Source organism: Pseudomonas arsenicoxydans (assembly GCF_006438915.1).
Taxonomy (GTDB): Bacteria; Pseudomonadota; Gammaproteobacteria; order Pseudomonadales; family Pseudomonadaceae; genus Aquipseudomonas; species Aquipseudomonas arsenicoxydans_A.
The window spans coordinates 182,163-196,143 of sequence record NZ_RCZE01000010.1 but is presented as its reverse complement, the minus strand read 5'-3'; the positions used below and the strand labels follow the sequence as shown (position 1 = coordinate 196,143).

Below are 13,981 nucleotides of genomic sequence, written 5' to 3'. Positions count from 1 at the left end.
TCCTGTTGCATCGCTGAGTGAACGCCATGGCCACTGATTTAGGTGTGGTTGTTATCGGTCGCAATGAAGGCCTTCGGCTTGAGTGTTGCATGGCTTCGCTGGTCGGTGCTGCGCAGAAGATTATTTATGTCGACTCTGGATCAACGGATGGATCAGTGCAGATGGCACTTAGGCTTGGGGTCGAGGTGGTCGAGTTGAATATGACAATTCCCTTTACGGCTGCGCGCGCGCGTAATGAAGGGTTTGCCTGCTTGCAACGCTTACTGCCGACGGTGCGTTATGTGCAGTTTGTCGATGGTGATTGCGAGGTTGTCGCTGGCTGGCTGTCTCAGGCACGAGCCTTTCTTGAAGCGCATCCTGAGGTTGCGGTGGTCTGCGGACGGCGCCGGGAACGCTTTCCACAGCGCTCGATTTACAACCTGCTGTGTGATCTCGAATGGGACACACCGATAGGTGAGGCCAAAGCTTGTGGCGGCGATGCGCTGATGCGGGCTGATGCCTTTATCGCAGCGTCGGGGTTTCGAACAGATCTCATCGCCGGGGAAGAGCCTGAGTTGTGTGTGCGTCTGCGTGCAGCTGGATGGAAGGTCTGGCGTCTGGTTGAAGAAATGACCTTGCACGATGCAGGCATGACCCGCTTCGGGCAATGGTGGAAGCGGACCCTGCGCGGGGGGCATGCTTTTGCCGAGGGCGCATTTTTGCATGGGGCCGCACCGGAGCAACATTGGCTACGTGAGTCGCGCCGTGCCTGGGTCTGGGGCTTGGGTATCCCGCTGGCGACTATGATCGCGAGTTTGATGCTGGGATGGTTCGGGTTGGTTCTACTGCTGGTCTATCCTCTGCAGGTGGTGCGATTGGCTCGCCGGGGCGATAGATCTGCGCGCGAAAACTGGATGCAGGCCTTTTTTTTGGTGCTGGGCAAATTTCCCGAGATGCTTGGGCAACTCAAGTTTCTATTGAACAGATTCGGCGCCGGAAAGACGGCGTTGATCGAATACAAGTGAGACTTATATGAATTATAGGCTGATATGGAATAGTGTATTTTTTTTGCATGCGGGCTATTCATTAAGAGCGTTGAATAATAAGTTTAAATTACTGGTTTTAGTTGGGAAAAACTGGTCAGCGCTAAACACGTTTTTGTCGCGTATGTCGAACGCTCTTGGCAAGACCGGTGTCGAGAAGTTGGGGGAGGATTGCGTGGGTGTGGTTCATTGGCCATACATCAGTAGCAACTGGAGCTCTCAAGATAGACTTGGCGTATTAGCCTCGCATTACGAAGTCGTCTCAAAAAGCTGCCCGAAGTTATTGCTTTTTGGGCGAAATGAAAGTCTGGTTTTGGGGGATTTGTCAGAATACTCTGCTGGTTGTTCCCTGGTTTTGGATCGTCCGGTATGGTTTATGCGTGAAGGGGAGTTGGTGCTGAATTTGTTTCAGGGCGATTTGCGCATTGCTTCAATAGCATTCACCTTGTGTCGTACGGAAGTTGAGTTATGTATTTTTATTGGTGCTGTCCAAGGGATACATAAGGGAATAGAGAGTGACAAGTCTCTGGATATTTATAGAGAGCTGACAAAAGATTTTGAAGGTCTGCGCCCAAGAAGTTTCCTGATCGAAGCCATTAAGCATGTTGCGAAAATTGTGGGTGTTGAAAAAATCTATGCGATTGGGGATGGTTATCGACATCATCGTCATCCGTATTTTGGGGCAAAAAAAGCGCTAGAGTTGGTGGCCAATTATGATGTCATATGGTTGGAGCACGGAGCGATTCCGTCTGCGAGCGAAGACTTTTTTGAAATCCCCATGGCCTTGGCCAGAAAGGCGCTTGATGATATTCCGTCAAAAAAACGCGCCATGTACCGCAGGCGTTATGAGTTTCTTGATGATGTGTTTTCAAAAATAGACAGGGTATTAGGAAGAACTGCCGTGAGCGTACCGCAGTAATAATTCACCGCACGACATCTCAATTGGGGGCCTATGCACATCGCTTATTTTATCAATCAATACCCCAAGGTCAGCCATAGCTTCATTCGTCGGGAAATTTTGGCGTTAGAGCGTCAGGGCTTTGCGGTACAGCGCATTGCGCTGCGTGGCTGGGATGTCGAGTTAGTGGATGCTGAGGACGTATCCGAACGCAATAAAACCAGCTATGTGCTGCAGGACGGAGTCAAAGGGCTGGTAGTGCCTGTGCTGCGGGTGCTGCGCGCTCAGCCGAGACGCTTTTTTTCGGCGCTGTGGCTGGCGTTGCGCATGGGTCAGCGTGCTGATCGCCCTTGGCCGTACCATTTGGTCTATTTATTCGAGGCGTGCCGCCTGCTGCCTTGGTTGCAGGCGTTTGGCGCCGAGCATGTGCATGCACATTTCGGTACCAACTCCACCGAGGTGGTGATGCTGGCCAACGCACTTGGCGGGCCAACGTACAGTTTTACCGTGCACGGTCCGGAGGAGTTCGACAAACCGCAGTTTATTCATTTGGGCGAGAAAGTCCGGCGCGCGACTTTTGTCGCGGCAATCAGCTCTTATGGACGCAGCCAGCTGTTTCGTTGGGTGGAGCATGCGCATTGGACCAAGGTAAAGGTCGTGCATTGCGGCCTGGAGCGGGCGTTTCACAATGTGCCGGCAGTTGCCGTGCCATCTGTGCCGCGGTTGGTTTGTGTGGGTCGTTTGTGTGAGCAAAAGGGCCAGCTATTGTTGCTTGAAGCAGCCCGCATCCTGGCAGCGCAATCCATATCGTTCGAGATAGTACTGGCCGGCGATGGGGAAATGCGTGCGCAAATAGAAGCCCTGATATCCCAGCATGGCTTGCAGGAGCGGGTGCGAATTACCGGCTGGATTAGCAGCGATCAAGTGCGTGCGGAAATGCTTGCGGCGCGCGCCTTGGTGTTGCCGAGCTTCGCTGAGGGTTTGCCGGTAGTCATCATGGAAGCCATGGCTTTGCGTCGACCAGTGCTGACGACCTACGTAGCAGGTATTCCCGAGTTAGTGCGTCACGGTGAGAACGGTTGGTTGTTTCCCGCTGGAGCGGTGGATGAGTTGGCGGCGGCGCTGGCGGACTGCCTCGCTCAGCCTGCCGAGGTCTTGCAGCGGATGGGCGAGGCGGCTTACCTGAGAGTGCGGGAGCGGCACGATATTGATATCGAAGCGGCTAAGTTGGCTAACTTGTTTATGGCGCAAGTATGATCACATTACTCAATTGGCTGCTCAGCGCACTGTCGGTGCTCATGCTCTTGCCTGTGCTGGTTCTGTTTGTGCAGGTACTGCTGGCTAGTCTGCCTGCGCGGTCGATTCCGTCGGCGCAAGGATTGCGCCCCCGAGTGGCGGTGTTGGTGCCGGCACACAATGAATCCTCGATCATAATCGCAACGCTGAATAGCATTCGGCCGCAGTTGCTAGAGGGCGATCGCCTCCTGGTTGTGGCGGATAACTGTACCGACGATACGGCCGCCCTGGCCCGCACGGCGGGCGTCGAGGTGGTGGAACGCTGCAATGATCATCAGCGTGGCAAGGGTTATGCGCTGGACTTTGGCTTGCGACATTTAGCGAACTGCGCTCCCGACGTCATGATCATTGTCGATGCCGATTGCCAGGTAGGTGAGGGCGCCATTGAGCGGTTGGCGATGTGCTGCATCGACTCAGGTCGGCCAACGCAAGCACTTTATCTAATGTACGCTCCCGCAGGTGCCGGACTCAAAGTGCAACTTGCCGAGTTTGCCTGGCGTGTGAAGAATCTGGTTCGACCGCGAGGTTGGGATCGGCTTGGTTTGCCCTGTCAGTTAATGGGGGCGGGTATGGCTTTCGTCTGGCGGGACCTGGCTTTGATCGATTTAGCCAGTGGTCACATTGTCGAAGATTTGAAGATGGGCTTCGATTTTTGCCGCCGCGGCAAGCCGCCTTTGTTTTGCCCTGATGCTCGGGTGACCAGCTATTTTCCGCGCAGTGATGAAGGTTTAAGCACCCAGCGTACGCGCTGGGAACATGGTCATCTAGGGGTAATCCTGGGTGATGCGCCAAAGTTGTTTGTTGAGTCGATTGGCCGGCGTAACTGGAGCCTCCTGGCGATGACGCTAGATTTACTGGTCCCTCCGTTAGCGTTATTAACGTTAGCGTTGGGAGCTGTTTTTAGTCTGTCATGGTTGGTGTTTTTTCTGAGCGGAGCGTTGGCTCCCGCAGTGATCGCTTCTGCAGGGGTGACAATATTAAATGTGACTATCTTACTGGCGTGGAGTCAATTTGGTCGCGGGGTCATCCCTTTGTCAGCCTTATTGTATGCGCCGTTCTACGCAATAAAAAAAATACCCCTATATATAGGCTTTTTGATTAAGCGCCAAGTTGAGTGGGTGCGCTCGAAGCGAGGTGAAAGCTAATGTGGACTTTTGCTTGGCGGTATAATTGGCACACGATTATCCAGAAACTCACCGTGATCAGAAATCTCGGTGATGAACAAGTGTTGATTGATGCTTTATCCAATTATGAGGCGCCGACAGTGCTTGGTTTTGTCAATTCCCACGCTATGAACCTGGTGGTGGGAAACACCGATTACTACAACGAACTGTTGGCTGCTGACGTGTTATTACGGGATGGCACCGGCATGGCTATCCTGTTGCGGCGGTTGGGCTTAGTGCCGGGTATGAATATGAATGGCACGGATTTTATTCCCAAATTACTGGCTGCGTTCAAGGGACGGCGTGTGGCCTTCTGGGGCACTGAAGAGCCCTATCTAAAGAATGCGGTGCAGCGTAGCGAAACGGCATTTGCGGTAAATGTCGTTTCTGCTCACCATGGTTTTGCTGAGGTGGATGACTATATAAACCTTGCCCGGGAGCTGCGCCCGGAATTGGTTGTGCTGGGTATGGGCATGCCCAAGCAAGAAGCCGTTGCTGCCAGGCTAGCTGCCAGCGACTTGCCATGCCTGATCGTATGTGGCGGAGCGGTCCTGGATTTTCTCGGTGGCAAGGTACCTCGGGCTCCATACTGGGTACGCCGTCTCGGTTGTGAGTGGGTATTCAGGCTGATGAAAGAACCTAAGCGATTATTTCGTCGTTACGTGCTGGGTAATCCAAAGTTTTTGGCGCGCACGCTGATCTTCAGAGACGCCTCTTTAGGGGGCACTGCAAAAGACTGTCCGCCTCCGGCGAAGTCATCTACCTGGACCGGGCTTTAAGGTTGCCCGTTGTGTCGATGGCTGGTGTCGCGATGGCTGATCGTCAGGCGCCAGCGTTACTTGCCCGATCGGTAAGTCTGTCTGAAGGATGTTCTGACTCGTCTGCCACCGTAGCGGGCCAGCGAGATTATGAAAGGGTGCCGTATATAAAGGCGCCCGTTTAACTACGCAAGGCGTGTTAAACGGGGGCTTTCGTTTGGTTGCAGTGATCTTGCCATGGAGAAGGCAGTTTAGAAGACCAGCGTCTACACCTTCCGTCGATTGGCGAACAGAACAAAACCAAACAACGCGGAAGAAAATAGCCAGGCTGCCGCAGGAATGGGTACAGCATTCCCTTGACTGAGATACGAGCTGGCGGTTCCAGCCAAACCCTGGACGTGCAGAGCGTCCTTAAGTTGACCATCGGCAGCAACACTCTGCGTGTCTGAATCAGCGGCGACGTAGGCATGAAAACCCATGGTATTGCTAACTGGAAGCGCCGCTGCGGCTTGGCTGACATTGGTCAAACTGGCCGCCTGAGCACTGGAAATAGCCGCGCTGGTCACGAGAGTCAGCAACAAAACGGCTTTAATGAGAACTTTCGAATTCATAAGACCAGCTCCCGGCGTAGAGGATTGATGAGTTGTCTGACGAAGGAACCTTTATCAGGTGAAATTGAGCTTAGTTGTCAGATTGCCACTACGTCAATAGTGTGTCGGTGCGATAGATAAAAATAGAAACTCAAGTCGAATTGGTCAAAATAACGTCGCCTGTAACCGGTCTGTCATCGGTCAAGCGATCTCCATCCGCGTGAAATAGCAGGGTCTCTGAGCATCACCCGACGCAGGGGGCCTCCGTGATCAGATGCCCCACCTTTGGCCTTTCCGTTCAGTATGGAACGGTAATAGGGCGTCAAAAAAACAACGTTGCCATTGCGGGTCAAAAAAAAAACGGAATTGGGAAATCATTCGGGCCGCGTCATTGAACCGCTGGGCGGGTTCAACCAGCACTGATAAGCGGTGGCACAAAAAACGCGGCTGACGCGAAATCTACCTTGCAAAACGCTGACGCAGCATCTTTACTCGACTTGGGTGATGGGGTGTTTGTGTTTACGTTCTTCGTTGAAGACGCCTCATGCGTAAAAGTTACCGCGCGGGATGTTGTCAGCCAATCTAGCCTGTATTGAGGATTGTGATTTTTCACAAAAATTCGATGTGAAGTAAAGCGGATGATTATGTATGGGCGCTAATTATAGTTTGCTACAGGTGTTGAGTGTCGCGCTTTGCTGCCGAACTCAAATGTCAAACATTGATTGGCACTCTCTAATGACCTCTCCTCAGCGTGTACTAATAAACCAATGAAAGAATCTGTAGCAACACTGATTCGCAAGCTCATATCTCCTTCTATAAGATTTGAGCTAAGAAAAGCGGGTGCTTGGCTGCGGGAGATGTTTGGACGAGCGTGTTTTTGGCGTTGGGAAATTGCCAGATTCAAACTACGGAAAGACAGTCCTTATGACATTCTCTATGTTGGCAGGAAAGCGCAGCGGGAATTTGTGAAGGTTCTCCTGGGGGCGGAGTCTCAAGTAGTTGACAGCATAATTGAACCAGATAAATCAAACCGGACGGTGTTTGTCAGCGAAATGCCAATCTGGGGGGCGTTGTCTGTGCCTCAGTATCTGAGTGCCATTGTGCCGCTGGGTAGGTCTATCGATGAGATTACGGCGAGATACAATACCGAGTTACGTCGAAATCTCCGCAAGAACCGCCTGCGCTACCGTATGAAACAGGCGCTGAACGATGACGATATTGAAAGTGCCGATCAGGAAATGCTCCAACCCTACGCCAAAGCAAGGCATGGCACAGCGGCCTCGCAAATTGAATCGCATGAGGTTAGAAGGGTAGCAACAATTTCCGGTCGCCTGGATCTGGTCATGGTAGAGGACGAGGTTGTTGCGTGCCATCTTGGATGCGTAGTTACCCGGGCGGGAAAGCGCTACTGGAGCACGATCCGCTTCGGCTATCCGGAAATTGTATATTCAGATGCGAAAAAGCTGCGTGAGGTCAACTCAATTACCACCTTCATGGCACTTGAGTGGGCGATAGAAAATGGTTTTGACTATTATGATATCGGATCCTGTCTGGCACGCCCAGACGATGGACTCCTTGAGTGGAAAAGAAGACGTGGTGGTGATGTTGATACGCTAGGTAACCCCGGGTATTTATTTGTTCGATTGCCTAAGGTGGGCACCGCGCAATTTCTTTGGGATACACCTTTATTTGCTGTCGAAGGCAAAAAATTGACACTTCATCTTGGGCTTCCGGAGGGACCGAATAATGAGGAGGTCGCGAACCGATATCGTGAAATGGGTTTTGGTGGACTATTCAAAATATATCTCTACTGTGCCAAAAGTCCGGGAGAGATGCTTCTCGAGACGTTGCGTAGCCGCTACACTCATCTGAAGTCGCCTCCCATCATGGAAAGTGTCATATCTACCTGATTTGGATTCTGATTTAAAAAATACACTTTACGTTTTTAGCCTTGATCGATGTTTTCTGCATAACCACTTTAAAATGGAACCCATATGTCGGAAATTAATGCATTGACGAGTGGCGGTCGATCGAAGTGGAGTCTTGCTGCATATAAACACATGTTAAGAGAGCGGCTTGCACGAAAGCCGTCCTTGACTCTGCAAAGTGTAGCCGTAAAAACGTGGGAGATTGCGCCAGGTGACATATCAATTGCTCCACCTGCTTTTTTCCTTCCGAATCAACTCGAACGTGTAACAGCGTGGGAAGAAGAGCTTTTTTATCCCCACGAGCATCCCCGTCGTACAATGGAAGGAGTTGGGCGTGTTGAAAATGGTCCAACACGTGGTTACCTGCTTAAAGATGTCTGGTTAATGGATGGATGTATCTATAAAGGTAATGCAAAGTCATGGTTGTCGCCTAAATCTGAATGGTTGCCAAGAGTCTGCGTTGAAAATGAAATTGATCGCGGAGCTATATATTGCACGGCGGGAGGGAATAAATATTTCGGCACGTGGTTAATGGACGATTGTGTAACCTATCCATTGGCATGTAACGAAGGCGTCCCGGTGACTACGGAACTATCTTCAAATCTTGTTTCCACCGAAAGGGACGGCATACTTCACCCACCGGGCTACGAGGACTGGCTTGGCATGAAGCCGGTTCGATTACGTAACGCGTTTTTTCGCGAACTCGTGATCTTCGACGATCTAAGCCAAAATCGACATAAGCATTTACGTTTTCGCGAGATGGGCGAAAAATTGCTATCGCACGTAAAAAGTTGCGCTCACCCCGGCGTGTTCATTCTGCGTGGCGGTAAAGGTGAAAAGCGATTGCTACGTAATGAAATGCAAATTGCCGAGCGTCTGCGTGACCGCAGAGGTTTTCGCATTCTCGATCCTGCAAATACCGATGTTCCGACCATCGTGGCTATCTGCGCTGGGGCAAGAACTGTGGTAGGGGTTGAGGGAAGTCATCTCATACATGGCGTTAATGTACTTCAGCCAGGTGGTTCGCTGCTCGTTTTGCAGCCCCCTAACCGTTTCCTTTGTTTTTTCAAATATCTAACGGATCGCGATCACCAACATTTTGGTTTTGTGGTCGGTAAACAAGAGGGTGATGGTTTTAGTGTCGACCTCGATGAGGTTGAGCGTACTTTAGACCTAATTCCATTTTAGGAGGCACTGAGCAGTTCACCGGTGCGCCCGATGTACCTCTTTCCGGCCGATGGATCAGTCCACCGGCTTTTTTATTTCTCTCAGGCTGGTGTCGTCTGCTTTGTTATTGATTAACCGGGCAACGTCTTGCAGGAAAATCTGCCTGTTGCCTGTTGCCTGTTGCCTGTTGCAATCGCTGCTGGGCGAACATCAGATTGGCTAGCGTGTACAAACTGCAACTGCACCCTGTTCATTTAAGCTAATAAGCACGCTTGCCGGTGAATGCAAGCAGGGTTCGCAGAAGAATGACGAAGTCGAGCCAGAGTGACCAGTTGTTGATGTACTCAATGTCAGATTCCACACGCTGAGCCATCTGCTCCATGTCCCTCGTTTCGCCGCGAAAGCCACGTACCTGCGCCAAGCCTGTGATGCCTGGCTTGATATTGTGACGGGCAAAGTAGGCTGCGATGCCGCGCGAGTACTGCGCATCATGTTGGATAGCGTGTGGGCGAGGTCCCACCAGAGACATTTCCCCCATCAAAACGTTGAACAACTGTGGAAGTTCATCCAGGCTTGTGCGCCGAATAAAGGCTCCAACCCGAGTCGTGCGTGGATCGTTCTTTTCTGCCTGCTTGACGATGCCGTTTTCAGTCTGATGGACGACCATGCTTCTGAACTTCCAGATCCGAAAAATTTCTCCACTCCACCCCATGCGCTCTTGGCGAAAAAACACCGGCCCAGGGCTGTCGATCTTGACGGCAATCGCTATAGCCGCCAGGAACGGCGCCGCAAAAAGCAAGATGAGAAAGGCCAAAACCTTGTCCTCAAGATTCTTCAGAAACAGGCGCATCCCCATTAGCGGCGTTTCGGACAGGGTCAACACGGGAATGCCGGCAATTTCGCGCACACTGTGATTGATTAAACGCAATGAAAAAATGTCCGGCACCCAGTTCACGCCAATATGTTTATCAAGCAGATTTAAGTAAACATGTTGAATAACTTCCGAGCCTTGCAGAGGCGTTACGAAATATACGGTACGAATGGAATGTTGCACGACCAATTCATCAAGGTCGGAGATACTACCCAGTATCGGCAAGTGCTGCGGGCTTTTTGACTCCTCCTTTCCCCGGTTATCGTTAGCGCCAATTAACACACAACCGACCACCCGCTCACCCAGCCACGGGTTATTGCTTATTTTTTTGTGAAGAAAGTTGGCCAGTTCTCCCGAGCCGATAATAAGAGTGTTTTCCAATTGCGCTGGATGGGTCAAGAATTTTTTCTGCAGTTCGCGGATTGCAAGATGCAAAATCAATTGAGCGAAATATCCACAAACATATAACTGCCCCACCAATAAGCGAGAATATTGTTCGCTTTGTTTAGTAAGAAACGCCATGACAACGAGAAAGCCAAAAGCGGCCGACCACGCCTTGAAAAGCTTGAAGGCTTTCACTGCAAAACCGACATTACTCCGGTAAATGGCATAATGGTCGTACACGACGGCCAACGCCCCAAGTAACAGCAGTAGCATGATGACATAGTCCTGCGTTATGTAACCGATGTAATCATTTATCAAATACCATGCGACGCCTGTCACAGCAATAAAGTCGAGACCGGCTTGAATAGCGTTACTGGTACTGCTTCGTCGCTGGAGTATGGAACGGCTACTGCTGGGCTCGAAAATCATAATTTGACCTTATTAAATTGAGTCACCAAAACGCTTGCCACCTACCAACAAAAAGGCAATGAAAACAAGTCATTGATTAATTGATCAATTTTGTATGATTCGTCATCGGTGCACCGCAGTTCGACTCTGATTCCCAAGAGGCGCAGGATCAGGATCAATAAGCTTGCTCAGCAAGCCGTATGATTGTCCCCGGTCCCCCTGCCGCTCGGCGAATTGGGTGAGCGCGAAACCTGGCACGCCATTCATCCTGTGGATCCCTCCTTGTAGGCAAATCATTTTTAGTCGCGCTTTCCAGCGCACGCTAGGCGCCCCCAAGGCTGTAGCGTCGGTCCGACTCTGCCTTTCACTCGACGTTCAGGCGATGTTTGCTATAACTGTAGCAGCACTTTGGAATCAGACACTGAATCGACCTGGATTTTCCAGGCCCTTTTCAGGCGCTGTAAACCTAGCTTGAAGCGGTGTCGTGTGTAGCTGTACTGGGCACAGCCTAATAGCTTGGAATGCGGAGTGTTGGCGCTGAGGGCTTGGCCGTAGACGCCTGCAGAAAATTAAATTTTTCCCGTTTTAGGAAGCATTTTCAGGTCACGAGATTAGCCTCGTACAGACCACGCGGAGAATACAAATAATATGCAGCAAAACCGCCCAGACCCAACGCTTCCTCTTGAATACTGTGTCGAACGTCCGATATTCCTGGACTTCTTGCAGCATGCGAAGCGCTCGCCTGAAGCAGTTGCTGTCGTCTCTGAAGACACGACTTGCAGCTATCGCGAGCTTGAAGAGGTAAGCCAGGGCATTGCGTCTTTCTTGATTGGGAATGGCGCTACCGAGTCCGACCGGATTGTTATTGTGTCGAGTCGCTGTGCGGGGTTGGTCTACGCAATGCTCGGTGCCACCCGTGCCGGATTGACGTTCACAGTTGCCGACAACGCCTATCCACCTGCGCGAATAGGTCAAATCATTCGAGCGCTACAGCCAGCGTTTGTTCTGCTATGCGGCGAGGCTACAGTCGACCTCACTCTGGAATACTTTGAGCCAGGGGCAATGAGTTTCCTTCCCCGGGTCGTCAGAATTCCGGAAATGCCCGCCGAATCTCTGGATAAATTCGCCTTTGATCAAAGGGTTTTGCCAGTAGTCGACCCTTGTCAGCCGGCGTACATCACATTCACATCAGGCAGTACCGGCGAACCGAAGGGCATTGTGGTAAATCATGCACCTTTGGTTCATTTTATTGAGTGGCATACCCAGCGTCATTCGTTATCAAAAGACGATTGTTTTTCCTTACTTTCCGGGTTGGGTCATGATCCGGTATATAGGGACGTATTTACGCCGCTTTCCATTGGCGCGAAACTGATCTGTCCGGCACAATCAACCGTCATAGATCCCTCGGCATTGGCGGCATGGATACATAACAATGAAATATCCGTAATTCACCTTACGCCCCCCTTGGGCAAACTTATTGAAGCGGGTGCAAAAATAAATGAGCTAAAATTTAACGAGTTACGGTATCTGTTTTGGGGTGGAGATGCATTAAGCAGTACGCTGTACGAACAGATTAGCGTCGTTGCACCCAATGCCATTAGTGTGAATTTCTACGGCACGACGGAAACGCCACAGGCAATGGCATACCATCAGATCGACCCTGTCGCCAATAATGCCAAAATACCGCTTGGGAAAGGTATTGAAGGTGCGCAACTGCTGGTCGTGAATGGCTCGAATCAGTTGGTCTGCGAAGACGAAGTTGGAGAAATATTTATACGCAGCCCCTATTTGTCGCAAGGTTACTGGGGGGACGCAGCACAAACACGGGAAAAATTTGTTGTTAATCCATTTACCAATGACGAGGCCGACATTTGCTATAAAACTGGCGACCTTGGCACTTATCTTTCTGATGGTAGTGTCAGATTTTTAGGGCGGGGCGACAATCAGGTTAAGATTCGCGGTCATCGAATTGAACTCACTGAAATCGAAAGCGCCTTATCACGGCATCCCCGAATCAAACAATGTGTTGTGCTGGCGGATAATGACAGTTCGAGTGTAAGGCTGGTTGCATTTTGCATTTCAATAAAACCTATTTCATCTGCTGAGTTGCGTGAGCATGTCAGCCAACAGCTGCCGGAATACATGGTACCGGCGTTGTTCGTCTTTGTGGACGCGATTCCACTGACACCGAATGGAAAAATTGACAAGCGGGCGTTGTCTCAAAATCTAGGTAACACGGCTACGGCGTCCGAAAATTTCACCGAGGATCTATCGCCGCTCGGGGTCAAGTTGGTGGATGCATGGTCTGAAATACTCGAAGTTCCGCGCCTCAATGCAAACTTATCGTTCGTTGAACTGGGTGGGGATTCGCTCTCGTTTGTTCAAGCTTCAATGGTTCTTGAAGAACTTATTGGCCGTCTGCCAGATCGATGGGAAATGACGCCGGTTCGTGAGCTGTGTCAGCTGACCAACAAAACCAAGTCTTCAACGTTTTCAATTCGGGCGATGGAGGTTCCCGTTTTTTTACGCGTAATATCTATATTGCTGATTGTTGTCGGGCATTTTCATCTTTTTTCAACATGGCCGGTTTCAGGCGAGACGACGATATTGTTTGTAGTATCCGGTATCAGTCTGGCAAGATTTCAACTTCAAGCCATTAATGAGCGCGGCAATGTACGTACGCTTGTAAGATCCATTGTCAGTATCGCCGTACCTACATTACTGTACACTGTTTTGATTCAGATTTTGTTCGACAGTGTTCATTGGCAAACCTTGTTGCTTATTTCGAATTGGTTTCCGGTTAATGTTGCAAGTGGCTTTGCATATTGGTATGTCGAAGTGCTCTTGCAAATGATAATAATCATTGGATTTGTGCTGTCATTTAATCGCGTCAGAAAAGCAATAATGTTAAGCCCGTTCCGTTGCCTTGTCATCGCGTCATGCTTATTGACAGTGGCTGATGTGCTTATTAATGAGTATTTGTTTGATGCTACAGAGCTCTATAACAGAGTGCCACAGCACTATCTTGCGATCATGGTGCTCGGAATGGCAATTCATTACGCCAAATCAAGAGCCCAGAAATGGGCCGTTACTGCCGTTACTATTATTGTGATGGGCTGGCAAGAGACTCTGACAGTTTTCGGGCATGGATCACCCGGATTCGAAATGAGGGAATATATTGATGTAGCCATACCGGCTGTTCTCGCGATGATTTGGATTAGGTCTATACCCGTGCCAGGTATCATCGCGCGGGGACTTGCATTAATAGCGTCGTCAACGCTGTATATTTATTTGACGCATTTTCAGTTTCAGTCCCTGGCTCGTCACCTCTATGACCAGCCGGTGCTTGCGGTAGCCTTTGCCATAGTGGGTGGAATCGGGGTGGGTTATGCTTGGAACAAGGTAGTTCGAATTATTTTAATGCGCTGGAATGGAGGGGAGAAGAAGAGCCGTCCCGATACGATTGAACGGGTTGCATAACATGTGATTATTCCTG

At 50.5% G+C, this 13,981-nt stretch carries 10 protein-coding genes; 8 read left to right on the top strand and 2 right to left on the bottom strand.

The features are described from left to right. Window positions 1–26: 26 nt before the first annotated feature. The 5 genes from EAH78_RS21230 to EAH78_RS21210 are packed head-to-tail and all read left to right on the top strand — an operon-like array spanning window position 27 to window position 5,158. Window positions 27–1,004: a glycosyltransferase gene (locus EAH78_RS21230; protein ID WP_140669286.1), complete on the top strand. Its 978-nt coding sequence runs from the start codon at window positions 27–29 to the stop codon at window positions 1,002–1,004. A 7-nt stretch (window positions 1,005–1,011) separates the two neighbouring features. Then, window positions 1,012–1,941 carry a DUF535 family protein gene (locus EAH78_RS21225; RefSeq protein ID WP_140669285.1) on the top strand — a complete coding sequence of 310 codons (930 nt, stop codon included), beginning with the start codon at window positions 1,012–1,014 and terminating at the stop codon, window positions 1,939–1,941. 33 nt (window positions 1,942–1,974) lie between these two features. Continuing rightward, window positions 1,975–3,177: a glycosyltransferase gene (locus tag EAH78_RS21220; protein WP_140669284.1), complete on the top strand. Its 1,203-nt coding sequence runs from the start codon at window positions 1,975–1,977 to the stop codon at window positions 3,175–3,177. After that, window positions 3,174–4,361: a glycosyltransferase family 2 protein gene (locus tag EAH78_RS21215; protein ID WP_140669283.1), complete on the top strand. Its 1,188-nt coding sequence runs from the start codon at window positions 3,174–3,176 to the stop codon at window positions 4,359–4,361. The genes EAH78_RS21220 and EAH78_RS21215 overlap by 4 nt, the downstream gene beginning before the upstream one ends. Then, entirely contained in the window at window positions 4,361–5,158 is a 798-nt protein-coding gene (locus EAH78_RS21210) for a WecB/TagA/CpsF family glycosyltransferase (RefSeq protein ID WP_140669282.1), read from the top strand. Before EAH78_RS21215 ends, EAH78_RS21210 begins: the two co-directional genes overlap by 1 nt. Window positions 5,159–5,403: 245 nt before the next feature. On the opposite strand, the gene EAH78_RS21205 is transcribed toward EAH78_RS21210, so the two are convergent. Further along, window positions 5,404–5,748 (bottom strand): hypothetical protein, encoded by a 345-nt coding sequence (locus EAH78_RS21205; protein WP_140669281.1) that lies wholly within the window; start codon window positions 5,746–5,748, stop codon window positions 5,404–5,406. Window positions 5,749–6,494: 746 nt separating this feature from the next. Here EAH78_RS21205 and EAH78_RS21200 point away from each other — a divergent pair. Together EAH78_RS21200 and EAH78_RS21195 are read left to right on the top strand one after the other, a co-directional pair. Further along, a complete protein-coding gene (locus tag EAH78_RS21200; RefSeq protein ID WP_140669280.1) occupies window positions 6,495–7,637 on the top strand; it encodes a hypothetical protein in 1,143 nt (380 codons plus the stop codon). An 84-nt stretch (window positions 7,638–7,721) separates the two neighbouring features. After that, on the top strand, window positions 7,722–8,843 hold the full coding sequence (locus EAH78_RS21195; RefSeq protein ID WP_140669279.1) for a glycosyltransferase 61 family protein: 1,122 nt from the start codon (window positions 7,722–7,724) through the stop codon (window positions 8,841–8,843). A 238-nt stretch (window positions 8,844–9,081) separates the two neighbouring features. On the opposite strand, the gene EAH78_RS21190 is transcribed toward EAH78_RS21195, so the two are convergent. After that, window positions 9,082–10,506 carry an undecaprenyl-phosphate glucose phosphotransferase gene (locus EAH78_RS21190; RefSeq protein ID WP_140669278.1) on the bottom strand — a complete coding sequence of 475 codons (1,425 nt, stop codon included), beginning with the start codon at window positions 10,504–10,506 and terminating at the stop codon, window positions 9,082–9,084. 627 nt (window positions 10,507–11,133) lie between these two features. On the opposite strand from EAH78_RS21190, the gene EAH78_RS21185 reads away from it, so the two are divergent. Beyond that, window positions 11,134–13,965 (top strand): amino acid adenylation domain-containing protein, encoded by a 2,832-nt coding sequence (locus EAH78_RS21185; RefSeq protein ID WP_140669277.1) that lies wholly within the window; start codon window positions 11,134–11,136, stop codon window positions 13,963–13,965. Window positions 13,966–13,981 lie beyond the last annotated feature (16 nt).